Raw genomic sequence first — 23,552 nt, 5'->3', positions numbered from 1 at the left:
TTAACAGGTCAGAAAATGCAATGAACTATTAACATGCTTGCAACCGTGATGAGGATCACGTTTAATAGCCGCGCTCTTTACTTTTCTGAAGCTGATTATGATTGTTCGTCCTCAACAGCACTGGCTGCAACTGATTTTTGTCTGGCATGGTTCGGTACTTCCCAAAATTTATACCCGACTGCTGCTTAACTTCCTGCTTTCCATCGCCGTGATTGTCATGCTGCCGTGGTACACCTCGCTGGGTATCCGCTTTACCGTCGCGCCGTTCAGCATTCTGGGCGTGGCTATCGCCATCTTCCTGGGATTTCGCAATAACGCCTGTTATTCGCGCTACGTTGAGGCGCGCCTGCTTTGGGGGCAGTTGATGATAGCGGCGCGCTCGCTGTTTCGCGAGGTAAAAAACACCTTGCCGGATGATAAACATCTTGGAGAGTTTGTCCGCCTGCAAATCGCGTTTGCTAACTGTCTACGTATGACACTGCGCAGAGAAACCAATGCCGATCAGCTGTCCCGCTATCTGGCTCCAGACGATTTACGCAAAGTGATGGATGCCAACTCGCCGGCGAACCGTATCCTGCTGATCATGGGGGAGTGGCTGGCCGTACGGCGGCGCAGCGGGTACCTTTCAGACATCCTGTTTCACAGCCTCAACAACCGCCTGAACGATATGTCCATCGTGCTGGCAGGCTGTGAGCGTATCGCCAATACGCCAGTCCCGTTTGCCTATACGCTGATCCTGCACCGAACGGTGTATTTGTTCTGCATCATGCTGCCGTTTGCGCTGGTTGTTGATCTGCATTACATGACGCCCTTTGTCTCTGCGCTGATTTCCTACACTTTTATCTCGCTTGATACGCTGGCGGAAGAGCTGGAAGATCCGTTTGGGACGGAAGATAACGATCTGCCGCTGGACGCCATCTGCAACATGATGGAGCGCGATCTGTTGCAGATGAACGATGAAGAGAACATCCCTGAAAGGCTAATGCCGGATAAGTATTATCAGCTGACCTGACGGGCATTCCACTCGTCGCGGGTGATTTCCCACAGCTCCGAATCCAGCAGGCCGCTGACATAGGCTTTCTTCTCTGTCCTGATGAGTCGCATGCCGCTGCTGTCTGAAATACGTCGGGAGCGGCTGTTGGCCGCCGCTTTCGGCGCGCGTAACACCGCTTTGTTAAGCGTATTGAACCAGTAATCCGTTGCCGCGATACTCGCCTCACGCATATATCCCTGGCCCTGAAATTCCGGCGCGAGCCAGAACCCCCTGTTGTTGTCCTCCACGTCATACAGGCAAATCAACCCCATCAGTTCGTCAGGCGCTTCGCGACGGCGAATCGTCCAGAACCACGCAATCCCTTTGGCCATGTCGGGCAGTGCAACGTTGTTGACATAATTTTCTGCACCGTTTTCCGGGTAGGGCCAGGGGACTGAAGCCACCATATAGCGGACAATTTCCCAGCGCGGATAGCGTTGCTGGATCTGGACGGCATCGGCGGCAACAAGGGGTTTAAGTAATAAGCGTTCTGTCGTAAGCGTGGGTATCGTCATCCGGTGATCTCCATATTTGAGCGTTATCATTTGTTTGGGTTCTGATATTTCATCAATATCACATTCCAGTTGGTCGTGCTTTTGTTATTCAGATTTATCCATAAAGGAGTATGTAATGCCAAGAAAAGCCAGGCCCGAAGAAGCCGAAACACTCTGGCACGTCCGTAACGAAGCGATGCGCCATGGCTGTAAAATCTGTTACGACGCAGAAGTGATTGCGCGCTGGACGTCAGAAAAGATGCCTGAACATTACCGTACCTCCAGGTCGATTTCGTGTTATAGGCCTGCCCATGCAGGAGCTGAACTGCTCCCAAATGGAGCTACGGTTTACGAAGTTCAATAGCTTATTTACATTTGCTTACATAAATACACTTTCTTTACATTAAGTAATGTAAGATATTTTTTTAGCACAAAATGCAAAACTAAATTAAATGGAGATGATTTATGTCGAATATAAGAGCAATAAGCCTTAATGAGATAGCATTAGTAAGTGGCGGCAATGGAAGCGGTAATTATGAAGGTGCCGGTAGTCGTAACACCAGCTCTAAATCTGGTAATTCAAAAGGAAACAATGGCTCTATTTACAAGGGCGTTGACTCATGCGGCGCAGGAATCATCGGTGGTCTAATCGCCGGCTCTCCTGGGGGGCCAGTGGGTATGACCGCTGGGGTAATTGGTGGAGCTATAGCTGGCCAGTGCACAAAAGATAGTTTTTCAGATCGTGGTAGTAAAGATAAAAGTAATAATTACAACGGCCCCGGACAATGCCGTTGGTAAGTAATTTGAGTTGTGTGTGATAATAATTTAAAAGCTCATTATAACTGAATGTTATTCTAGGTGTTTCGATATTTAATGATTATTCGAAGTAGTCATGATGAGCTATTATTTTTGATAAAGTTAATGTAATCACAAGTATCGGGTTAAGCATGAAACAATTTTTAAATTTCCTAATTTACTTATTTTTTTTCATTATCGCATTTACCCTTTTGAAATACGCTGAAGTTCTTGAGTTTAACGAAGTATCACGGCCAGGGATTATATCAAGGTTTCTTATTGCGTTGATTGTATTAATAGCAGTAACTCGATGGGGCGTTAACTTGATGAATAGGTTTAAAAGTAAATAAAGTACACTCCGATAAAAATTGTTGTGTTGCAGAATGGAATCATTACAAATGTTCACTGAAGTTAAAGTGCATGATATCAAAAAATGATTACGATATCATAACCATATTTGTTGATTCTTATATAAAATATGAATTAATAATAGGTTGAACATGATAATCTTTAGGCATGTCTATCCATTCATTTATAGTAAGAAAAACGTAATTGTTCTTTTTATTGCGTCTGTTATCTCAATAATAATTACGTTATCGCCATCCATAACCCTCCGCTATCTTACTCTCGATGTGTCATTTTTCTTATTGTTTATTGCGGAATTTTCAATTGCATTTTTCTTGTATATTTTTTTACTTAAGGAAGTTTGAACATTTCAACGAACAGGGGGCAGGTACACTCGCTGCTATAAGACTTTCCCTACAAACTCAGTTTACAATGCTGACTTCTCAACAGACCCTGGAATTGCGTGACAACAGTCAGCAGCAGCATGCCATACAACAGCGAATAGTTTCCCTGAAACCTCAGGTTAAAAGTGCAGAAAAGCGTCTGTCACTTGCCGTGCATCAGGCTGCGCTGGCCGTGTCTGTTATGGAGCGCTATAAGAAACTTGCTGATACGCATTACGTATCAGATATCGAATACCAGCAGAAGCAGATTGACGTTTCAACGTCACAGCAAAACGTTGAGGATCAGCGTCAGGGGCTTCTGCAACTGCACACCGCGATGGAGGCTGCTAAAGACGACCTTGACCATCTCATCGTTCAGGGTGAAAGCCGGAAGGCTGAAATGGACAGGCAGTTGCAGGTTATCAGGCAACAGCAGGACGAACTGGCAGGTAAGGAAAATTTCACGCTGACTTCACCGGTATCCGGAACCGTTGCTGCCGTGCTGGTCAGACAGGGACAGTCTGTCAGGGCATCTGAACCTGTCATGACCCTCATTCCCGACAATGCCCGTTTGCAGATAGAACTCTATGCTACCAGTCAGAATGCTGGCTTTATTCAGGCGGGGCAGCGTGTTGCCCTGCGGTTCTCTGCCTTCCCCTATCAGAAGTTTGGTGTGCAGTACGGGACTATCCGTGAAATAAGCCATACAACGCTGACATCTTCTGATTTACTCTCCGTATCTCCTGTGACCTGGAAGGAGAATGAAGGTCATTACCGCGTCATCGTTGAACCTGAAAATACTTTTATTCTGGCTTATGGGAAACAGGAAGCCCTGCGCCCCGGCATGGTTCTTGAGGGGGATGTCAGCCTGGATACCCGCAATTTGTGGGAGTGGCTGACTGAGCCGCTCTGGAGCCTGAAAGGAAAGCTGTGATGGATACACTCAAATGGACCGGGAGAAAACAGCTTCCTCTCACCCGACAGACAGAGTCAGCGGAATGTGGTCTGGCATGCCTGGTCATGATGGCCTGCTGGCATGGTCTGCAAACAGACTTACCCACACTGCGCGAACGTTTCAGTATCAGCTCACAAGGGATGACCCTGCAGAGACTGACTGAATGTGCGGCCGGTATCGGATTATCCAGCCGGGCAGTTCGGCTGGAGCTTGAGGACCTAAGATCCCTTTCTCTCCCGTGTATTCTCTACTGGAACATGAATCATTTTGTTGTGCTACATAAAGTTCGCGGAAGCAGGCTGGTTATTCATGATCCGGAAAAGGGAAAAGTAACGCTCTCCCTACAGGATGCTGGAAAACATTTCACCGGCGTCGCGCTGGAGCTGATGCCAGCCAGTGATTTTACCGCTCGGGATGAAAGGAAAAAAATCCATCTGCGCCAACTGACAGGTAAAACACCGGGTCTGTTGTCGGCAATGTCGCGAATTATCGTTTTTGCCGTGGCACTCGAAATCCTGACACTGGGAAGCCCGCTTCTCAACCAGCTGGTGATTGATGAAGTCCTGGTGGCTGCCGACCAGAGTTTGTTGACCGTCATTATTATTGCGCTTCTGCTGATGTCACTGACCCAGATGCTGCTGTCACTGGCCCGCCAGTGGGCGAGTATTACACTGTCCGTCAATTTTAACATGCAGTGGACAGCACGGGTTTTCCATCATCTGGTCCATCTTCCTCTGGCCTGGTTTGATGCACGCAGTAAGGGGAGTATTAATGCTCGTTTTGAGGCGGTAGATACCATCCAGCAGGCGCTGACTACGCAAGTGCTGGAAGGTATTCTGGATGTGTTGCTCGTGGTGACTGCGCTTTGCATGATGCTGCTGTACAGTCCTGAAATGACATTGATCGCCGTACTTGCAGCCATTTTCTATGGTGTGTTGAGGGCACTGTGGTATCCGTCCCTTCGACAGTCGGCAGAAGATGCCTGGGATGCAGGTGCCAAGGAGTCCGGGCATTTTCTTGAAACACTCAACGGGATCCTCAGCCTGAGAATTAACGGTGTGACGGCACATCGTGAGGCCGCCTGGCTGAATCTCAACGTTGCCCGCAGAAATACGCAGTTGCGTCAGAGCCGTCTGCTGATGTGCTATGACATTGCTCACACTCTTACCGGCAGCGTGGTATCAGCAATCATTTTGTGGAAAGGCGCCGGGGAGGTATTGAATGGTACCTTCACCGTCGGCATGCTGGTTGCTTATTTATCCTATCAGACGCGTTTTTCTTCCAGTATCAGTAGCCTGACTGATAAGTTTTTTTCCTGGCGTATGCTCGATGTTTACAACGAACGACTGGCTGATATTGTACTGACCCCGACAGAAGGCCTTCAGCAACAGCCTTTTCGTGAGCATAACAACGCTTCGCACATTCCTTCTGTATCCCGCAGGGAGATGGATGAATATGCTCATGCTCCTCTAGTACTTGAGCACATCATCTTCAGCCACAAGGGAGGGGAAAATCCGATAATCGGCGGGGTGTCGCTGACACTCAATCCCGGAGAAGTCGTTGCCATTACAGGTAAATCCGGATGCGGGAAAACGACACTGGTGAAGCTTATCCTTGGGATCCACATCCCTGATGAGGGCAGGATCAGGGCATTTGGCATATTGCATACGCATCCGGATTATTTTCAGGTTCGTCAGCGTATCGGTACCGTACTGCAGGATGACCATCTTTTCAAAGGTTCTGTAGCAGATAACATTATTTTTTTCAGTGATGACCGAAATTATGAACGAATGATCCAGTGCGCAAGACTGGCACTTATCGACAGCGATGTTATGGCAATGCCGATGGGGTATCAGACGCTGATTGGTGAAACCGGCGGAGGGCTTTCCGGAGGACAAAAACAACGCATTCTGCTGGCAAGGGCGTTGTACAAGAAACCGGGATTCCTGTTACTGGATGAAGCGACCAGCCACCTTGATGTTGAGAGTGAAATCCGGATAAGCCAGACCTTACGTCAACTGGGGCTTCCTGTTCTGCTGATAGCCCATCGCCCGGAAACCATAGCCTCTGCAGACCGGGTTTTGTATCTGGCAGACGGCTACTTAACGGAGCTGAATCTCCAGCATACAGTCAATAATGGCGAGTCTGTTTGTGAATATACTAATGACGTGATGGCAAAAAATTAACCTTAACGTACATAATTTTCGATATCCAAACTTACCCCTATCTGGAAGATCTATTTGTTGACGCTGCCGAACGTGGCGCAGGGGCGGGTAAAGCGCTTATCGACGCCCTGATCGATGAGGGTAAGCGGGAAGGGTGGTCAAAACTCTACTGGGTAACCCGCATGCACAATCCGGCGCGTAAGCTGTATGACCACTATGGTGAAGCCGACGATTACGTCCGGTACCGAATCACCCCTTAACCGGGTTTGTATCACACTGTATCTGCGTCTGTGATACATACACAGGTATGCAATAAAACCGCATCCGCACACATCCTTTATACAAACGCATGGTGTTATATCTCCGTCAACTGAACTCACCCGGAGATAACATCATGTTTAACAAACTCGCATACTCAGCAGTCGCCCTGACCGTTTCGCTTGGCACCGTGATGTCCTGTCAGGCGGAAGCGATGGGCAAGGATTACGCGTCGGCCTTCAACCAGGTAAAACAGATTAACGCTGGCGATCTTAACGTCGGTTATGTCGATATCGGGCCGAAAGAGGGGCAACCGGTGATCCTGCTGCATGGCTGGCCGTACGACATTCACAGCTACGCTGAAGTGGCCCCCGCGCTGGCCGCGAAAGGGTATCGTGTCATTGTGCCGTCCCTGCGCGGGTACGGCACCACGCGCTTTATTTCTGATAAAACGCCGCGAAACGGCCAGCCTTCGGCAATGGCGAAAGACATCGTCAACCTGATGGACGCCCTGGATATCAAACAGGCGGTGTTTGCCGGTTATGACTGGGGTGCACGTACGGCGGATATCGTTGCGGCGCTCTGGCCGGAACGGGTGAAATCGCTGGTCTCGGTAAGTGGCTACCTGATCAGCAGCCAGGCGATTGGCAAACAGCCTTTACCGCCGAAGGCAGAAGTTCAGTGGTGGTATCAGTTCTATTTCGCTACGCCGCGCGGGGCGGAAGGCTATGCTAAAAATACACACGATTTTGCCCGGTTGATCTGGTCCCAGGCTTCGCCTGACTGGAAATTCAGCGATGCCACCTTCAATGCCAGCGCCAAATCCCTCGATAACCCGGACCACGTTGCCGTCACGCTCAGTAATTACCGCTGGCGTCTGGGGCTGGAGAAGGGTGAGCAGAAATATGACGCCTACGAACAGAAACTGGCTACGCTACCGAACATTACGGTGCCGACCATCACCATCGAGGGCGGTAACAACGGAGCACCACATCCTGCACCCGCAGCCTATGCGGGGAAATTCACCGGAAAATATGAGCACCGTACTTTCGGCGCAACAGTTGGCCACAACCCGCCGCAGGAAGATCCGCAGAACTTTGTTAAAGCCGTTGTCGACGCGGATAAGCTCTGATATGTGCTATTTTCAATCCGTTACCTCTTAATCAGGAGCCTGCGGTGGAGCATATTGATCACATCCTTGTCGTCGATGACGACAGGGATATTCGTGAACTGATTGTCGATTACCTCGTGAAATCCGGCTACCACGCCTCTGGCGCGGCGAACGGGAAAGAGATGCGCGTAGTGCTCGACAAACAGCACATCGACCTGGTGGTGCTGGACGTGATGATGCCCGGTGATGATGGCCTGACGGTGTGTCGACAGCTGCGCAGCAGCAGGCATAAGGATCTGCCGATCCTGATGCTCACCGCGCGCAACGAGGACATGGACCGGATCCTGGGACTGGAGATGGGCGCCGACGATTATGTGGTAAAACCGTTTGTGGCCCGCGAACTGCTGGCGCGTATCAAAACTATCCTGCGCCGTTTTCGTACTATGCCGCCTAATCTTCAGGTGACCGAGGCAGGGCGCCTGGTGGTGTTCGGTGAATGGCAGCTGGATACCGTGGCGCGTCATCTGATTGATAACGAGGGGATGGTTGTGGCGCTCAGCGGGGCGGAATATCGCCTTCTGCGTGTATTTCTCGATCATCCTCAACGGGTGCTGACCCGCGATCAACTGCTGAACCTGACGCAGGGACGTGATGCCGAGCTGTTTGAGCGTTCGATTGATCTCCTGGTGAGCCGCGTGCGACAGCGCCTGAATGAAGATGCCCGCTCGCCAGCCTACATTAAAACCGTTCGCAGCGAAGGCTACGTTTTTACTATGCCGGTGACCATCGTCGAGGCCAATGAATGACGCTGTGGCCCCGCACCTTACTGGCCCGGCTGCTGATCATTGTGCTGCTTGGACTCTTGCTGGCTAACGCGCTCAGCCTGACGCTGGTCATGGTTGAGCGAATGCACAGCGCGCGCACGGTTATGCTGGGCAATCTTGAGAATGACGTGGCGACCAGCGTGGCCATTCTCGACCGGCTTCCGGCCAAAGAGCGGCCAGAGTGGCTGGAACGGCTCGGTCGCGGTAATTATCGTTATATCCTTGGTCCCGGCGAGGCAGGCGCTGCGCCAACGGACAAGCGCTCGCGGGATGCGATTCGCACCCTGAAAGAGACGCTTTCAGTTCAATATCCGCTCCAGTTTACGGCAGTGCCGGGGCCTGTTTCCCACATTCAGGCCCATCTGACGCTCCGCGACGGCGCACCGCTCACTATCGATCTGATCCCGCGCATGCCGCCAGTCGCCAGCTGGTTACCCGTGGTGCTGGTTCTTCAGTTGTTACTTGTCGCGCTCTGCTCCTGGATTGCCGTGCGCCAGGTTGTCCGGCCTTTCCTGCAATTCACGCGCGCGGTTGATTCCCTCGATCCTGCGGCCCATTCTCCTATGACTGAAAAAGGTCCGGTTGAGGTGCGACAGGCGGCGCAGGCTTTTAATGAGATGCAGTCGCGGATACAAACTTATCTGCGTGAACGCGCGCAGATTCTGGCGTCCATTTCTCACGATCTTCAGACGCCCATCACGCGTATGAAGCTGCGGGTCGAAATGGCGGATCAGCCCGAACTCCACGATAAGTTGTTGAGCGACCTGGATAATATGTCGCGCCTGGTACGAGAAGGTATTGCCTATGCCCGGTCATCAGAATCACTGAAAGAGACCACGCTTAAGCTGGAGCTAAACGCGTGGGTTAACAGCATCGCCAGTGATTATCAGGACATTGGTAAAAACGTGCAGTTTCATGCACGCAGTACACGTCTGCCGATCGTCACCCGCCCCCAGGCATTGCGCCGGGTAATGACCAATCTGCTGGATAATGCGCTCAAGTTTGGCCATAGCGCGGTAATAGAGATTGATGAAGATGAAAGGCAGGTAGCGATCCGCATTATGGATAACGGCCCCGGCATCCCGGAGGCAGAACTGGGGGCGGTGTTACAGCCGTTCTACCGGGTTGAAACGTCGCGCAACCGCGAAACGGGCGGCACCGGGTTAGGCCTCGCCATCGCCGCGCAGCTCACCGCCCAGCTTGACGGGAAATTGCATCTTGCAAACCGGGCAGAGGGCGGGCTGGCCGTAAGCGTGACTCTTCCGCGCGTTTAATTGTACGCCTGTGTATCTGCGCGCCGTGCGGATACGAAGGCAGACAAAATTCAGTTTTTTGCACACGGCCTGAACACATTCGCAGGGTGAAATGACCTCACTGCACCTTCGCAGCAACTGTATCGTGAGGTCGTTATGTTTCTGATAATCGCTTTTTTAGGCGGCATGATTAGCCTGCTCAGTCCGTGCACGCTTCCCGTTATTCCTCTGCTGTTCGCCGGCTTTCAGGGGCAGCGCAAACACATTCTGGCGCTTCTGGCGGGAATGATAGTGATGTTCACGTTTGTGGCGATGGTAGTAACGGTTGCCAGTGACTGGATCGCTGACGCCACCGTTATCGGTCGCTGGATTGCGCTGCTGGTACTGAGCATTGCCGCCCTGGCCCTGATCTTCCCGCAGTTCGCTCAGCGCATTGCCAGCCCGGCGGTCAGCGCGGGGAACGTTCTTAACACCCACAGCGTTCAGCGACACGGCATGTTTTCGGCTTTTCTGGCAGGGCTGGCCGTTGGACTTCTGTGGTCCCCCTGTGCAGGACCGATTCTCGGGGCGATCTTCGGCATTAACATTACTGGCCACTCGGCCATCGCAACCGGAGCGCTGTTAGCCGCTTACGGCAGTGGGTGCGCGTTGATGCTGGGGCTGCTTGTCGCGGGGGGCCGTAAGCTGATAACCCCTCTGAGAGCCAAATCCGCATTGATGGAGCGTCTGCGTCAGGGCGCAGGGGTGATGATGTTAGCCGCCGTGGCTTTCAACGCCTCAGGAATGACGTCGGTCCTGAAAGGCGCCAGCGGTATTACCGACCAGCTGGAAAACGCTCTCTTGAGCCTTGCGCAACCAACCTCCACGCAGGTGAAACTGCGACCGACCGCTGACGCAATGCCGAGCAGCCAGCTACCGACATTAAGCGGCGGTACGGGCTGGGTAAACGGTGACCCTGTCACGTCTAAGGCCTTGCGGGGGAAAGTTGTGCTTATCGATTTCTGGACCTGGGACTGTATCAACTGCCAGCATACCCTTCCGCATGTTCGAGACTGGGCGAAAAAATATGAGTCACAAGGTCTGGTGGTGATTGGCGTCCACACCCCTGAATACCCCTGGGAAAAGCCGTTATCATCGGTGAAAAACGCGGTCAACGAATGGCAGTTGCCGTACCGCGTAGTGACGGATAATAACTACAAAATCTGGAGCGCGTTCGGTAATCAGTACTGGCCAGCACATTACTATTTCGATGCGAAAGGGCAACTGCGTTACACCTCGTTTGGCGAAGGCAACTACGACAAGCAGGAGGCTGTAATTCAGCATTTGCTCAAGGAAGCGCGTTCCTGATTCGGCTTACGGAACCCGCTGAGCAACCATAAACAGGCGCGGAAAAGCCAGCAGTATCTGCCCGTTCTCCTGGAGCGGATACTGCTCTTCCAGCAGCTCGAGGTAGCGTTTCAGAAACTTTTGCTGCTCGCTCTCGTTGAGATCCTGTAGCCACGGCCGTAACCCCGTCGCGCTGACCCAGTCAATAATCGCCTGATGAGAGCTCATCTGATGAAAGTAGGTGGTGCGCCAGATATCCACGTCGCATCCCGCATCCGTCAGAATATCATAGTAGGCATGAATACCCGGCAGCTGCTCGCGGCCACGATCGGGGTAGCCCTGTTCCCAGGCAACTTCACGCATCAGGGCGTGCGTCGGCTCAAGCCAGTTGTCAGGCATTTGTATCGCCAGCACGCCGTTTAACTGGAGCAGTGAAACCAGATGCGGCAGAAGGTGGTAATGGTCCGGGATCCATTGCAGGGAAGCGTTGGCGTAGATCAGGCTGAGAGGCTGGTCAGGTTTGTAGTGACGGATATCCGATTCAACAAAGTGGCAGTCTGGCAGGGCCTGTCGGGCTTCCTCCAGCATCGCCGGGGAGTTATCCACACCGGCTATCTGCGCTGAAGGCCAGCGTTGTTTCAGCAGCGCGGTGCTGTTGCCTGGCCCGCAACCCAAATCCACGCCAGAGGTTATGTCAGCAAGCGGCACCCGGGCCAGTAACTCAGCGGCGGGACGTGTGCGTTCTGCGCTGTATTGTAGATATAGAGAAGGATCCCAGTCGGCCATTTTCGCATCTCCATGTTGAGGTGTTCAGCAAGAATAGCACAGGCAAATACCTGCGCCGGGGCAGGTATCCGGATAAACGTGAGATTATAAAATGCCTTTCAGGGCCAGGTGATACAGCAGCATGATGGTTTTACCGTCGACGATCTGGCCATTCTCGATGCCACGAAGCGCGTCGTCCAGCGTCATTTCCAGCACGTCGATATCTTCCCCCTCTGCTTTAACGCCGCCGCCCGCGCTGGTCCGATCCTGCGGGTGATATTCCGCCAGATAGAAGTAGAGTTTTTCGGTAACGGAGCCCGGGCTCATATAGGCCTCAAAAATTTTCTCTATGCGCGTCACCTTATACCCGGTTTCCTCTTCCGCTTCGGCCTTAATCCGGCTTTCCGGGTCAAGGTTATCGAGCAACCCGGCAGCCGCCTCAATGAGATCCTCTTCGTGACCATTGATAAACACAGGGAAACGAAACTGACGTGTAAGAATGACTGTTTTGCTGCCGCGATTATAGAGCAGGATCGTCGCGCCATTCCCGCGGTCATACACTTCACGCTCTTGCCGCTGCCAGTCACCATCGCTGCGCTGGAGGTCAAAAGTGTATTTTTTCAGGTTATACCAGTTGTCGGACAACGTTTCGCTGTTGATGATGCGTATATCTGCACGTTTTGATTGCACGTTTGGCTCTCCTCTCGTAGAGTATGCATCATAAACAGCATTTTCGTGTAATTACAATAATTATCGTGCAACATCAGGAATAATTCATGCTCACAAGTCAGCGTAAACAGTTGATTCTGGAAAAGCTGGAGGCGGAAGGCCAGGTCCAGTCAACTGCGCTCAGCCTCTTTTTCTCGGTGTCTGAGGACACTATCCGCCGGGATCTACGTGAACTGGCGGCAGAAGGGCGTTTGCAGCGTGTCCACGGCGGCGCGCTTCCGGCATCTTCAGCGATTGCGCCTTTTGCCGAGCGTCAGTCCGTTAAAATGGATGCAAAAAAACGCGTGGCACGTCGGGGCGCGCAGCTCATTTCACCGGGGCAGGTGGTGATCATTGATGGCGGGACGACCACCTCAGAACTTATTACCTTCTTGCCGCCAGATTTGCGGGTAACCGTGGTGACGCACAGCCCGGGTATTGCATTGGGGCTGGTCAACCATCCGTGCATAGAGGTGATCCTGATTGGCGGTCGTTTGTATAAACACTCCATCGTCACGGTCGGCGCGGCCGCTATTGAAGGCATCAACAATATTCATGCGGATCTGTTTTTCATGGGTGTCACCGGCGTGCATCCTGAGGCCGGGCTGACAACCGGAGATTATGAAGAAGCATGCATCAAACGTGCATTTTCCGGCAGAGCGGCGGAAACGGTGGTATTGGCCTCACCGGAAAAGATCAACACGGCCTCGGCGTTTGTGATTGGCGATTTGTCGCTGGTGAATACGCTCGTTGTTGAAAACACAACGGATGAACGCTGGGTCAACGCTATGAAAGAAAAGGGCGTTGCGGTGATCGCCAGCCAGTAAATATCCGCTTTTTTGCCAGCCTGCCTGCGTGGCTGTCAAACAGACAAAGGTTATCCATCACGCGGATTCCTAGACTAAGGCTTTCATCTGTTTAAGGAAAAGCCATGAAAGCGATCTCCATTCTGGCGTATGGCGCGGACCCAACCGCTCAACGCCTGGCAACGTCCGCCATTCAGCAGGCCATAAAAAGTGCTCAACAGAACGATGTCATCGTTATTCCGCAAGGCCGTTTTCTGACCGGAGCGTTGTTTCTGAAAAGCGGTGTTTCACTTCGCCTGGACGCTGGCGCACAGCTCGTTGGAAGCCAGGATCTGGCTGATTATCCCCTGATAAATACCCGGGTAGCCGGCATTGATATGCGTTGGCCGGCAGGCATTATTAATATCATCGATTGTGAAAACGTCAGCATTACCGGTACAGGCACGATAGACGGGCAGGGTGCAATTTGGTGGCAACGCTACTGGGGCGATGACGAGCGCAGCGGCATGGTCGGCGATTACAGCGCAAGAGGATTGCGCTGGGTTGTTGATTATGACTGTCAGCGCCCGCGCAATATTCTGGTCTTTGAAAGCCAGAGCATTCTGCTGCGTGATTTTACCAGTCGGGAGTCCGGATTCTGGAACATGCACCTCTGTTATTCGCGCCATATCGCGGTTGAGGGCGTGCAAATCAGCAATTCTGCGGGGCCGAGCACCGACGGGATTGACGTCGACTCCTGCGAACAGGTGCGGATTGAACGCTGCATAGTGTCCTGCAATGACGACAATATCTGCATCAAATCTGGACGAGGACGCGAAGCGGCGCAAAAAGCTCGTGCCGCGCGGGATATAGTGATTCGAGGATGTACGCTGAATAAGGGATCCGGGATCACACTGGGGAGTGAAACTTCAGGTGGCATTGAACGCGTCCTGATAGAAGATAACGCGTTTAACGGAACGGGCGTCGGGTTTCGCATTAAATCTGCTCGCAACCGGGGTGGATTTATCCGTGATATCACCGTACAAAATCTACGGCTTACGGACGTGCGTTTTCCGGTGCTGATCCAACTGAACTGGTTTCCGCAGTATAGCTATGGCGACCAGAGCAATTTATCTGATAAACCAGCACACTGGCGCAAACTGGCTGAAGGTGTTGAGGGCGAAGCCGGTCTTACTGCGGTCAGCGGACTGACGATTAAAAATATGACGGCGCGTCGATCAGACAGCAAATGCTTTTCGCGGGCATTTTTCATCGAGGGATATCCGGAGCGTCCTGTGGTCGGGTTAACGCTGGAGGGGATTTTGATTGACGCGTCAGAGTTCGGGAAAATTTCTGGTGTGGATGGGCTGCGCTTTAAGGATGTACAGGTGACTGCCGTGGAGATCACGCAAGACCGTAACGACAGTTATGAACGTTGATGGCACAGAACAGAGGGACATGATGCGCGGAATGAGCAGAACAAGGATGGGTCTGAACTGGCTGGATTTACTCGTATTCAATCTAAGTGCGCATAATGTATATTATGTTAAATTCGGTGAGTTTATTCTTTAGTTCATGAGTTCCTCTCTTTCAGGAGCTTACCGATGAATCAGTCGGTTGCCTAAACTGACGAGCTTCATACCATGGGTATTCCGGCAGCGGTTAGTACGCTCGGGGTGATTGTCAGTTTCACCATTCCGCAACTGTGGCTGGGGTATGGCGTACTTACCGCGCTCGGCCAGCCAGCAGAGCGCGTTTTCGTGTGGGTTGTGCTGATCGCCCTGCTCTTTGCCGGCATCAACGGAGTGACGATGTTTATGATTGGCAAAGGTAGCATGCGCGCCGTGCGGTTACATCTTACGCTGGCGGTGCTAAGCCTGGTATTAACGGCAGCCTATCTGCTGGCTGCGCTGAGCGGTACTTCTTCTCCGGGCGTCAGCCTGACCGCGGCACTGGTAAGTATTGTCATGCTTGGGCTTAGCGGCAGCTGTATCCTCTCTACCGCTTTCTATAAGATGCTGCTATTTACTTTGCATAACAGAGTCTGGCGCAAGCTTATCAGCCAGACGGGCTGAACATTCATTCCATAAAATCCCGCCGCTACTGAGGAAGCCTGAGAAACAGTGTCCGTTCCTGAGTCTGCGATGCTTTAAAACCATGGTGGATATAAAACGCTTTGGCGTCCTCAGTGAGTGCATGAACCATGATCGCCCGCACCCCAATATTCTCTGCTACCCGATAACAGCGTAAAACCGCATCCTGGAGTAAATCGGCTCCCAACCCATTTCCGCGTATTGAGACATCGACAGCCAGACGGGCAAGAATAATCACGGGAATGGGATCCGGCATGTTACGCCGCAAATTACCTGTCGCTTCCGTATGGTTAACGCTGCCGGTAGCCAGAGAGTAAAATCCCGCGACCTGCTTTGTGCCCGTTTTACAAACGACAAACGTTCGCGCTGCGCCAAGCGCCTGGTTTTTCAGACCTCTTTGTTTTAACCATTCGTCAAGCACGGCCTCTCCACTGACGAACTCCGCCAGTTGATGGACGCTGGATAAGGGCTCTGGGGGGGTTACACGTCCCACTGAGGTTTCCTTGCCAGCAGTTTTTCTATGGCAGGATCGTCGGCGACCGGGGCATCAAGCATATCAATGAACTCTGCATACTGTTCATCGTTAAAATTGAATACACGCCGATCGAGGATCACATTTTCGGCTGCCTGACAGGCCATCTCCAGAATGAAGTCAGTACGTGATTTATGGAGGATCTCTGCGGCGGCATCGATAAGCGCCCGCTGGGATTCTTTGGCTCTAAGATTGAGTTGAACATCTGATTTCATGGGTATACCTCTTGTATAGCAATTGCTTTACAAGCATAGCATAAGCGGCGCGTATAGCAATCGCTATACAGGTCCCTTAATCATGTCTGACTTCTTCACTCTGCATATCGCAAGAATTTGCTCTCTCAGCCAGCGGTGCGCGGGATCGCGTTCCATTCTTGGGTGCCACATCTGTGATACCGTAATTAGACGGCTTTTGAACGGCAGCTCGAAAACCTGTACCTGGTCCGTTACCTGCTGATTGAGTAAATAGAGAGCGGGTATCATGGCGATAAGATCCGATGCCACCGCCACGGACAGCGCCGTCGGAAATCCCGGTACGACGCTCGCGATTTTACGTTTTGTTCCGAGTTCGGCCAGCGCATCGTCAACGGATCCGTGCAGTGCACCCTCGGGTGACGCTACCACATGGCCCCAGGCGACATAATCCTTCACCCCTATTTCTGCCTGCTTAGCCAGCGGATGCCCCTTACGCACGACGCCCACAAACCGATCCTCAAACAGTCGTTGCAGCCGTATTTCAGGCCCCATATTACTCTGGACGCCAATCTCCAGATCAACCAGCCCTTCCCGAAGATAGCGCGATGTTTTTTCCGGCTTAGGCGCAAAGCGTATACAGACGTCCGGCGCGGCGTCGGCCACAGCCGCTATAAGCGCAGGCCCAAACGCCACCACAAAACCATCGTTTGCCCTGATGGTAAAAAGTCGCGCCAGACTTCGCGCGCTGAACGTTTCAGTTGAGGGCTGTAATACCGCCCTGGCCTCGTGCACTGCACGCCTGGCACGGTCCCGGGTCGCTTCGGCCCACGGGGTCAGTACCATGTTACGTCCGGCGCGCACCAGAATCGGGTCGCCAGTGACGTCGCGTAACCTGCTTAATGTCCGGCTCATTGCCGAGGTGCTGAGGTTCAGACGACGTGCCGCGCCTGCCACGCTCGCTTCGCTCAGCAATATGTCGAGTGCTATCAGCAAATTAAAATCGGGTTCGGACATCTCCTTCCACCCTGCATATTCAGATAAGGCGTTTCATGCAACGATAAAGTGTAAATGGTGCGCCTTCCGCCCTGCAAAAGCCATCTTTATAGTTTTGTCATCCACACACTCTTCTCTAAGGACAACAAGATGATGCTTTTTTCCAGCCAACCCGGCGACGATGGACTGCCTGGCCCGACGCGCGCACGGGTGATGGCCGCGATAATGACCACCACGGTAATGGGCGTGTTTGATGGCACCATGATCAATATTGCCCTGCCCTCCATGGCTCAGGAGATACAGGTGCCAGCCAGTTATGCCGTCTGGTTCGCCAACGGGTATCTGCTGGCGGCTGCAATGACGCTGGCGATATTCGCGGCGCTTGCGGCCCGCCTGGGTTATCGCCCCGTATTTCTGGCAGGCCTGACGACCTTTACCCTGACATCGCTGGGTTGCGCGCTGGCGAAAACGCCCGAAGTGCTTATCGGTATGCGCGTGCTTCAGGGGATCGGCGGCGCAGCGACGCTGAGTATTGCTCCCGCGATACTTCGGTCCGTATTTCCCGGACGATTGCTTGGCCGCATTCTGGGTTTGCACGCCCTGCTCATCGCCTCCAGCTCCGCTATCGGCCCGGTATTGGGCGGTACGATCCTTCACACCCTGAGCTGGCAATGGCTTTTTGCGATAAACGTTCTTCCCGGCACCCTCGCCTTGCTGCTGGCGGTCAAAGCGCTGCCGCGGGATGCGGTTCGAAAGCAAGCGCCCTTTGACACCCTGGGCGCCATATTGTCGGCGCTGCTGTTGGGTTCGACGATCGTGGCGGCGAACAGCCTCCAGGATGCTACTTATCACACAGGTAGTCTTTGCTGGACGGTTCTCGCTGCGCTGAGCGGCATGGCTTTTATCTGGCAGATCCGCCGCACGGATAACCCCTTACTGCCGCCAGCCATATTTAAAAATGAACGTTTTACCCTCGCGGCCTTAACGTCGATGATTGCTTTTGTCAGCCAGGGTATCACCTTTATTGCGCTGCCCTTCCTGTTTCAGAGCGAATACGGCTACAGTCCGGTGATTTCTGCCCTGCTATTTACGCCGTGGCCGCTCGGGATCGTGCTGATTGCGCCGCATGCAGGCCGGTGGGCGGACACGATTTCCGCCCCGGTGATTTCAACTCTGGGGCTGATGATTTTTGTCGTCGGTTTGATTCTGCTGGCAACATTACCCGCCAGCCCTTCGATGTGGGATATCTGCCTGCGAAGCCTGGTTTGCGGGATGGGATTTGGCTGCTTTCAGAGTCCCAATAACCGGGAAATGCTCTCAAACGTTAGTCGTGACTATGCGAGCTATGCATCCGGTGTGTTATCCATTATGCGCACGTTCGGGCAGTGTCTGGGGACCGCCGCTGTGGGCGTACTGCTGGCGACAAATGAGAGAGCAATTCATGCTGCACTGTGGATCGCTGCGGCGGCTTCTGCCGTAGCGGTCATCGTCAGCGCGAGCCGACTGCGTAAAATCACTCATCCTGCGGAAACAGGTTGAGCGAGCAAAAGCTCCCGGGTCGCATCTTCAAAATTAGGGCGCGGCCCGTACACCACTTTTACATGCTGTAATTCATTAATGATTTCATTACTGATGTCGTGACCATAATCCACTGTAGAGGCGCTATCTTTATTGAAAACGACCGAATAGTGATGATCTATTCTGTATTTTTCAACGGTATCAGATATGACTCGCTGGCTTATATGCCGCAGGCGACCCTGCTCTGCCCGCAGTTGCGTGTTTTTACTCATATCATCGATCGCTTTCATTTCACGGCGCAAGGGTTCTGGCAGAGCGTAATATTTTTTCTCAACTTCAAGCGCGGATTTTTTAGCTAATGCGAGAAGTATTTCGTTCTGCTTTTTTTCCTGTGCCAGTAACGGTGATTCACGCAGGATCCGCTTGTAAGAAATACATGCAACCCCTTTTTGTCCGGCGTGAGGCTTAAGGTGACCGTTAAAAGAATATAATCCTACAAGACACACAAAAATTAACAGAATGACTGAAAAGCGTGGCTCAGACCGTTTAGTAATCATTGTCAGTTCCACCGAATAAATAGGGTCGCAGAGGAAATGTACACGACAGAAACACATAACGGTAGCGCAGAGGTGTACAAAAATAAACCGCAGCGCTACCCCCTGTCATGATCAAAGGTATCAATTATATTTAAGGGTGATTGTCCCAGTGGCATTTGCTTGCCCTGGCGTGACAACGTCACTGGTTTTGTAATACCACGCTTTAAAACGTAAGGTTTCAGACTCTCCGGCCCCGCCTGTATTTGCCGGATCGCTATAGGTGGTTGCGGAGCCGATATCAGAAATCGCGGTACCATCGGCACCAAGCCCACTGCCTTGTGATGCGGCTTTTACACGACTGGAATTAAAAGCTTGTACCTCCTGACCAATGGCCCAGTAGGTAAAACTGCGTAGCGCCGGTTGATAGGCTGATATCACGACCCCCACACCGGTCGCCGTTGTACCCGATTCAGTCTGGTCTAAGGCAATCACTGAGCCATTATCATTGTCGCCCTCGGCAAGCGGCCCGTTGATGGTCATGGTCACGTTGGTGCCTGGCTGACAGCTCAGACCAACATCCTGTTCGGGTCCTTCCACCATCTTAAGATTATCAAACGCAGAGGTATCCACATCGCCCATATTAAACAGCAGGGAAGAAACGGATGCTGAGCATCCCATCGCATAGACTTCTATCTGCGTATTTGACAAATAGACTTCTGACGCATTATCACCGTTATCCGAACTGCTCTGCCCTTCACGAAATTCCACCGTCGCCAGTTTGCCGCTCTCAAGGGCCAGATTACCGCTCGGGATTGTACCCCCCGTCGCAATCAACTGCACACGATAGGCCGAGCCCGCCAGCGTATGGCTGCTCTCGCCATCGCCGGACTGCCATGAGTTATCAACCGCACGTTCATAATCATACGGACCGGCCTGGTTAAGCGTGTAGGTCTTAATGCCGATACCCGGTATCGTGGTCGGGTAGATATTATCTCCTACCGGCGACGCCGATGCTAAATGAGTCGGGTTATAATGAAATCCTACGTAATAATCCCTGCTACAGTTTTTAATCGTGACATCCCCATCCGTCCCGCTGATATATCCGGAATCGTATAACACTTCGCCAAAGGTATAATTTTTCGCACTGACCAACAGTTTCGAGGGTAATGGGATCGTCGTAACGGTAACATCATCGCCGTTATCCCGGTTACAGGCTGCATGACTTAATAGTGGGACTGTCCCCAGCAATAACACCAGATAATATAAATATTTTGACATGAAATTAGTCTGCTCACTTAAGCTCAGTTATAAACAACATTCAATGTAATCGCACTGCTGAATGCACCCGGTGTTGGGGTCCCATGTGGGGTATACATTCGGGCAGTAAAAGTCATCGCGCCGGTTTGGTTTTCGAGCGCAACCGGGTAGCTCACGCCGTTGGCCAGCGCGACACCGCTGATGGGATGTTCGTGATCACGGATAAACAACTGAAGGCCGACATCGGTCGCGCCGCCTGCATCTGCCGCCACCTGATTGGCGTAAATGACAGAAGCATAAGCCGGATCTTCAGCGTAAGGTGCGCCTGTAAAGGTAACCGTTGCCTGGCTTAACCCTGCGGTGCAGCTGTCAAACGCGATGGTCACTGGCACATTTCCTGTGTTCCCCCCCGCTACGGCAAAGTCTTTCCAGTAATATTTCCCGAGGTCGACTGCCTCCGGTTTGGTGACGTTACATGAGCCATCAATAATGTTTCCGGTGACATGGAACTTAATATCATTGCGATCGGTGTACGCCATTGCCGGCGACACGCTCAGCATGAATACCATTCCCGGGCCGATGAGCGATTTAAGGCCGGAACGGAGAATAATGAAGCGTGACATTAATTTGCTCCCGATACGGGATGGCAAACCCCGTTGATGAATAAAATATCGGCCTCTGTTTTTGCGCCGGCAAGTGTGTAATCAACGGCGCACTGCTTGTTCGCCGCCTCCCCCCACTTAACAATTAACCGCCCTTTCCCGGCGAGCCCGACGAGATACACTTCCCCGCCGTCGCCAACAATACTGCTGCGCGTGTCATCCGACTCGCCGCTGGTTTGTGTTACTACTGCGCCAAACGGCACCGGTTTACCGTTGTAGGTCAGCGTCATCATCGCCTTTTGTCCAATCCAGGTGTTGTACTTCACGCGTACTACCGCCCCTTTGGTCGGCACCACGGTTTTGGCGATGTTATCAATGGCCGCAGAAGTATCGCTGGCATCCACTGTGTTGAGTGAGATCGAATTGCTGTGATACGGACGAACGTACGGCACAATGGCGTTACCGAAATAATCGGTATGAACGTTCGTCTGCCCGTTGATCGGCATACCGGAAACACCCGGTGTTTCAACCAGCGCTACGCTATCGTTCAGCTGACGCGCCAGGGTGATACCGTCGCGATGCAGCACCATGCCCCCGCGCAGGCTGTAATTCACTCGTCGGCTGTAATCGTCGTAGCTATAGCCTGCGGACATATCGGCATAAGTACTTTGATAACCCACAGTGACATTGCCGTTAGTAGCTTCAGAATCGGCGTTATAGCCTTCTGAAACCTGCCAGTTCAGCTGGTTTTCCTGCATCGCGGTACCGGAAATTCCGATGTTGTGCGTGGTATCGCCGTTTTTACTACTGTTCATCGAATAGTTAGCCGAAACAGACCGGGCCGCTTCACTGTGGCTGAAGGCGCTGAACGGTACGCTCAGGTTAAGCGAGAAGACGTTATCGTCGTCGTAGTTATCGGAATCGTTATTGTAACCGCCATTGACGTTTTTAGAGTGGGCATAGTTCAGCGAGTACGACACCGGTCCAAGCGTGCTGCTGAAGCCCAGGTTCATGGAGTCCGCATGTTCACTGTTCCAGTAAGAGGCGTCGTACATGCTCAGTGACAGGGTGCCGAAAGGCAACGTCTGTGAGATTGTCACATCAAAACGGTTTCGCTCCCGGCCATTATCAATAGTGCTATTGCCCGGATCCCAGTCATTGAGGAAGTCCTGAAACGAAAGATAACCCCGGGTTGAAAATTTATAACCGGCGACGGCAATATCGGTGTTGGTCTGCTGAAGCGTCTTACTGTAGCGCACGCGATACGACTGGCCGCTATGGTGTTCCTGTTGTCGCATGTTGTCCGGCTGCGGGATATCCGCCCACGACTGGGAAATATCAAATGAGAGCGCTCCGGCGCTGCCCATATTAAAACCGGTTCCGGCAATCAGGTTGGAATAATTGTCTTCCGCCTGAATATAGCCGCCGTAAAGCGTGATCCCTTTTCCGACGCCCCAGGCCGCTGATCCCTGAATAAAGTTAAAATCCTCTGCACGTGAACCCGACCCGTCCTGACGGGTTTTGCCCGCCACCAGGCCATACTGCACCTGACCTTCACGTTGCAATACCGGCAGCGTGGCGTAAGGCACAATAAAGCTACTTTGCGTACCGTCGGACTCTTTGATCACCACCTGCAGATCGCCGGAGCTGCCGGTCGGATACATATCGCTGAATTCAAACGGCCCCGGCGGCACGGTAGCCTTATAAATGCTGTGACCGTTCTGGTATACCGTCACTTCGGCATTGCTGCGGGCTATACCGCGTATTACCGGGGCGAAGCCTTGCATGCTGTCCGGCTTCATATCGTTATCCGAGTACATCTGTACACCGGTAAAACCAACGCTATCAAAAATGCCGCCGCGCGTGGTTCCTTGTCCCAGCACCAGTTGGCTTTTGAGAGATTTAATATCCCGTGAGGCGTAGGTATACACGGAATCCCAGTCATTTTCGGATTCGGAATGGGTATAGGTGGAATAGTTGCGAAAGCGCCAGGCGCCTACGTTCAGCCCCGGTTGCAGGCTAAGAAACTGATTACTGCTGTCGGTGCCGTTGCGCTGATGCAGATCCTGTTGACCTGAGACGCTGTAATTAAGTAAACCCGCGGTGATCCCTTCATCCCAGCGCTCCGGTGAAACATAACCCCTTGCGGTGTTAAATAAAGCAACCTGCGGCAGGATCAGGTCGAAACGCTGCTGCGCCAGATCGATTTTTTCGTCCGCGCCTGGGATGGCATACAGATCCACACATTCGCTGGCTTTTTCCTGTTCGCCAAAATAGTTATCGACACGAACGTTCCAGGCTTTCAGCTGAGTGACGTTTAAGCATACCCCTGTGCGGTCTGACGTAGGGGCACTTTTCAACCGTCGAAAAGAGAGGGTTTTACTGTCTACCAGATTGCCGTTGATAAAAATGTCGACGTTATAGTCCCCGGGCGGCACCTCATCTTTGGCAAACAGACTGAGATCCATTGCTGGCACTTCTGCGCTGTCTGTTTCCAAAAGATGAGGGTTGAAATGTTCCTGCGCACGTGCGCTGAAAGAACTAAAGACAACACTGAGCCCGAGCCCTAAAGAAAGGACGTAGGTTTGTTTCACTTTTTCCATTGTAACCCTGTATCCGTGCGGGAG

The 23,552-nt window shown here is 52.4% G+C and carries 23 protein-coding genes; 13 read left to right on the top strand and 10 right to left on the bottom strand.

What is annotated here, in order from left to right:
• Positions 1-97: 97 nt before the first annotated feature.
• Positions 98-1,012, top strand: a complete 915-nt coding sequence (locus AC4OVS_RS11370; protein WP_199008567.1) for a bestrophin family protein — start codon at positions 98-100, stop codon at positions 1,010-1,012.
• Here the strand turns inward: AC4OVS_RS11370 and AC4OVS_RS11365 are convergent.
• Positions 1,000-1,548 (bottom strand): GNAT family N-acetyltransferase, encoded by a 549-nt coding sequence (locus AC4OVS_RS11365; protein WP_023300104.1) that lies wholly within the window; start codon positions 1,546-1,548, stop codon positions 1,000-1,002. The genes AC4OVS_RS11370 and AC4OVS_RS11365 overlap by 13 nt on opposite strands.
• Before the next feature lie 444 nt (positions 1,549-1,992).
• Here AC4OVS_RS11365 and AC4OVS_RS11360 point away from each other — a divergent pair, with 444 nt between their 5' ends.
• The 8 genes from AC4OVS_RS11360 (at position 1,993) to AC4OVS_RS11325 (ending at position 10,963) form a co-directional block, all read left to right on the top strand.
• Positions 1,993-2,325 carry a hypothetical protein gene (locus AC4OVS_RS11360; RefSeq protein ID WP_074134676.1) on the top strand — a complete coding sequence of 111 codons (333 nt, stop codon included), beginning with the start codon at positions 1,993-1,995 and terminating at the stop codon, positions 2,323-2,325.
• 666 nt (positions 2,326-2,991) lie between these two features.
• The gene (locus AC4OVS_RS11355) at positions 2,992-3,984 is read left to right on the top strand and encodes an HlyD family secretion protein (protein ID WP_237764330.1); all 993 of its coding nucleotides are present in this window, start codon (positions 2,992-2,994) and stop codon (positions 3,982-3,984) included.
• Positions 3,984-6,191, top strand: a complete 2,208-nt coding sequence (locus AC4OVS_RS11350; RefSeq protein ID WP_491922414.1) for a peptidase domain-containing ABC transporter — start codon at positions 3,984-3,986, stop codon at positions 6,189-6,191. Before AC4OVS_RS11355 ends, AC4OVS_RS11350 begins: the two co-directional genes overlap by 1 nt.
• Before the next feature lie 11 nt (positions 6,192-6,202).
• The gene (locus AC4OVS_RS11345; RefSeq protein WP_254909581.1) at positions 6,203-6,430 is read left to right on the top strand and encodes a GNAT family N-acetyltransferase; all 228 of its coding nucleotides are present in this window, start codon (positions 6,203-6,205) and stop codon (positions 6,428-6,430) included.
• A gap of 134 nt (positions 6,431-6,564) precedes the next feature.
• On the top strand, positions 6,565-7,560 hold the full coding sequence (locus AC4OVS_RS11340; RefSeq protein WP_063149957.1) for an alpha/beta hydrolase: 996 nt from the start codon (positions 6,565-6,567) through the stop codon (positions 7,558-7,560).
• 44 nt (positions 7,561-7,604) lie between these two features.
• A complete protein-coding gene (locus tag AC4OVS_RS11335) occupies positions 7,605-8,345 on the top strand; it encodes a response regulator (protein WP_023300109.1) in 741 nt (246 codons plus the stop codon).
• Positions 8,342-9,637 (top strand): ATP-binding protein, encoded by a 1,296-nt coding sequence (locus tag AC4OVS_RS11330; RefSeq protein ID WP_032624255.1) that lies wholly within the window; start codon positions 8,342-8,344, stop codon positions 9,635-9,637. Before AC4OVS_RS11335 ends, AC4OVS_RS11330 begins: the two co-directional genes overlap by 4 nt.
• Positions 9,638-9,772: 135 nt before the next feature.
• Positions 9,773-10,963, top strand: a complete 1,191-nt coding sequence (locus tag AC4OVS_RS11325; RefSeq protein WP_491922413.1) for a cytochrome c biogenesis protein/redoxin — start codon at positions 9,773-9,775, stop codon at positions 10,961-10,963.
• A gap of 6 nt (positions 10,964-10,969) precedes the next feature.
• Here AC4OVS_RS11325 and tam read toward each other — a convergent pair whose 3' ends face one another.
• Entirely contained in the window at positions 10,970-11,728 is a 759-nt protein-coding gene (gene tam, locus AC4OVS_RS11320; RefSeq protein WP_180250709.1) for a trans-aconitate 2-methyltransferase, read from the bottom strand.
• An 84-nt stretch (positions 11,729-11,812) separates the two neighbouring features.
• Positions 11,813-12,397: a GDP-mannose pyrophosphatase gene (locus AC4OVS_RS11315; RefSeq protein WP_491922412.1), complete on the bottom strand. Its 585-nt coding sequence runs from the start codon at positions 12,395-12,397 to the stop codon at positions 11,813-11,815.
• An 86-nt stretch (positions 12,398-12,483) separates the two neighbouring features.
• On the opposite strand from AC4OVS_RS11315, the gene AC4OVS_RS11310 reads away from it, so the two are divergent.
• From AC4OVS_RS11310 to AC4OVS_RS11300, 3 genes are all read left to right on the top strand, one after another.
• The gene (locus AC4OVS_RS11310) at positions 12,484-13,242 is read left to right on the top strand and encodes a DeoR/GlpR family DNA-binding transcription regulator (protein ID WP_022648129.1); all 759 of its coding nucleotides are present in this window, start codon (positions 12,484-12,486) and stop codon (positions 13,240-13,242) included.
• A 104-nt stretch (positions 13,243-13,346) separates the two neighbouring features.
• Positions 13,347-14,639 (top strand): glycoside hydrolase family 28 protein, encoded by a 1,293-nt coding sequence (locus AC4OVS_RS11305; RefSeq protein WP_491922411.1) that lies wholly within the window; start codon positions 13,347-13,349, stop codon positions 14,637-14,639.
• A gap of 204 nt (positions 14,640-14,843) precedes the next feature.
• Positions 14,844-15,275 (top strand): hypothetical protein, encoded by a 432-nt coding sequence (locus AC4OVS_RS11300; protein ID WP_317579057.1) that lies wholly within the window; start codon positions 14,844-14,846, stop codon positions 15,273-15,275.
• 25 nt (positions 15,276-15,300) lie between these two features.
• On the opposite strand, the gene AC4OVS_RS11295 is transcribed toward AC4OVS_RS11300, so the two are convergent.
• From AC4OVS_RS11295 to AC4OVS_RS11285, 3 genes are all read right to left on the bottom strand, one after another.
• Complete coding sequence (locus tag AC4OVS_RS11295) at positions 15,301-15,786, bottom strand: GNAT family N-acetyltransferase (RefSeq protein ID WP_063139083.1); 486 nt, start codon at positions 15,784-15,786, stop codon at positions 15,301-15,303.
• A complete protein-coding gene (locus AC4OVS_RS11290) occupies positions 15,774-16,040 on the bottom strand; it encodes a type II toxin-antitoxin system TacA family antitoxin (protein WP_003857131.1) in 267 nt (88 codons plus the stop codon). Before AC4OVS_RS11290 ends, AC4OVS_RS11295 begins: the two co-directional genes overlap by 13 nt.
• Before the next feature lie 63 nt (positions 16,041-16,103).
• Complete coding sequence (locus AC4OVS_RS11285; protein WP_126314878.1) at positions 16,104-17,033, bottom strand: LysR family transcriptional regulator; 930 nt, start codon at positions 17,031-17,033, stop codon at positions 16,104-16,106.
• 129 nt (positions 17,034-17,162) lie between these two features.
• Here AC4OVS_RS11285 and AC4OVS_RS11280 point away from each other — a divergent pair, with 129 nt between their 5' ends.
• Complete coding sequence (locus AC4OVS_RS11280) at positions 17,163-18,551, top strand: MFS transporter (RefSeq protein WP_022648143.1); 1,389 nt, start codon at positions 17,163-17,165, stop codon at positions 18,549-18,551.
• Here AC4OVS_RS11280 and AC4OVS_RS11275 read toward each other — a convergent pair.
• From AC4OVS_RS11275 to AC4OVS_RS11260, 4 genes are all read right to left on the bottom strand, one after another.
• On the bottom strand, positions 18,530-19,087 hold the full coding sequence (locus tag AC4OVS_RS11275) for an OmpH family outer membrane protein (protein ID WP_045622668.1): 558 nt from the start codon (positions 19,085-19,087) through the stop codon (positions 18,530-18,532). The two genes, AC4OVS_RS11280 and AC4OVS_RS11275, sit on opposite strands and share 22 nt — an antisense overlap.
• Before the next feature lie 120 nt (positions 19,088-19,207).
• Entirely contained in the window at positions 19,208-20,344 is a 1,137-nt protein-coding gene (locus tag AC4OVS_RS11270) for a type 1 fimbrial protein (protein ID WP_063145892.1), read from the bottom strand.
• A gap of 23 nt (positions 20,345-20,367) precedes the next feature.
• Positions 20,368-20,946 (bottom strand): fimbrial protein, encoded by a 579-nt coding sequence (locus tag AC4OVS_RS11265; protein WP_491922410.1) that lies wholly within the window; start codon positions 20,944-20,946, stop codon positions 20,368-20,370.
• Entirely contained in the window at positions 20,946-23,528 is a 2,583-nt protein-coding gene (locus AC4OVS_RS11260; RefSeq protein ID WP_303756092.1) for a fimbria/pilus outer membrane usher protein, read from the bottom strand. Before AC4OVS_RS11260 ends, AC4OVS_RS11265 begins: the two co-directional genes overlap by 1 nt.
• Positions 23,529-23,552: the final 24 nt, after the last annotated feature.

Source organism: Enterobacter sp. 4974935, from assembly GCF_058661735.1.
Note: the sequence above shows the minus strand (reverse complement) of the source record. Positions and strands in the feature narration are given on the sequence as shown.